Consider the following 1,222-nt stretch of genomic DNA (forward strand, 5'->3'; position numbering starts at 1 on the left):
CCGCCCCGCCCCCCCCCCCGCCCGGGCGGCGGGCGCCCCCGCCCCCCCCCAGGCCGCCGCCACGCGGGGCCTCGCCTGGCTGAAGCCGCTGCAGGAGCTGGAGGTGAGGGGGGACTGGGCCGAGCGGAGGCCGGGGGTCCGGCCCGGCGGCTGGGCCTTCCAGTACCGCAACGCCCATTATCCCGACCTCGACGACACCGCCGTGGTCGTCATGGCGCTCGACCGGGCCCGCCGGCGGGACGGCACGGCGGCGCATGACACGGCGATCGAGCGCGCCGTCGAGTGGACGGCGGGGCTGCAGAGCCGCAATGGCGGCTGGGGCGCCTTCGATGCCGACAACACGCACCACCACCTGAACAACATCCCCTTCGCCGACCACGGCGCCCTGCTCGACCCGCCCACGGCCGATGTCACCGCCCGCTGCGTCAGCATGCTGGCGCAGCTCGGCGAGCCGGCCGACAGCCCGCGGATGCGCGCCGCCCTGGCCTGCCTGGAGGGCGAGCAGGAGGCGGATGGCAGCTGGTTCGGGCGCTGGGGCGTGAACTACATCTACGGCACCTGGTCGGCGCTCTGCGCCCTGAACGCCGCCGGCCTGGCGCCGGAGGCCGCGCCCGTGCGGCGCGCGGCGGACTGGCTGGCCGCCATCCAGAATCCGGATGGCGGCTGGGGCGAGGATTGCCGCAGCTACAGGCTGGACTATCGGGGCTACGAGCCGGCGCCCTCGGCGGCCTCGCAGACGGCCTGGGCCCTGCTGGGCCTGATGGCGGCGGGGCGGGTGGACGATCCGGCGGTGGCGCGCGGCATCGGCTGGCTGCAGCGGAACCGCGACGCCGGCGGGCTCTGGCCGGAGGAGAGCTACACCGGCGGCGGCTTTCCACGGGTCTTCTACCTGCGCTACCACGGCTACCCGAAGTTCTTCCCCCTCTGGGCCCTGGCGCGCTACCGCAACCTGCGTGGCAGCAACACGCGGCGCGTGGCACAGGGCATGTAGGGGCGCGCCCGCGCATCCCTGACCGCCATGACCCTGCTCATCCTCACCGGCCTGCGGCGTGAGGCGCGCATCCTGGCGGCGCCCGGCCACCTCGTCCTGACCGGCGGCGGCGACGCGGTGGCGCTGGAGGCGGCGGCGGAACGCGGGGCGGCGGCGGCGCGCGGCGTCATCAGCATCGGCATCGCCGGCGCGCTGGCGCCGGGTCTGGCGCCGGGCGACTGGGTGGTGGGC

Annotated in this window: 2 pseudogenes; both read left to right on the forward strand. The window is 76.6% G+C overall.

Annotation, left to right across the window (positions count from 1 at the left end):
• Window positions 1-991 (forward strand): annotated as a pseudogene (locus tag ACVMLK_RS21075) (squalene--hopene cyclase); the annotation flags it as partial.
• Between the two features lie 27 nt (window positions 992-1,018).
• Window positions 1,019-1,222, forward strand: a pseudogene (locus ACVMLK_RS21080) (hopanoid-associated phosphorylase); the annotation flags it as partial.

This window comes from Teichococcus aerofrigidensis (genome assembly GCF_054073225.1).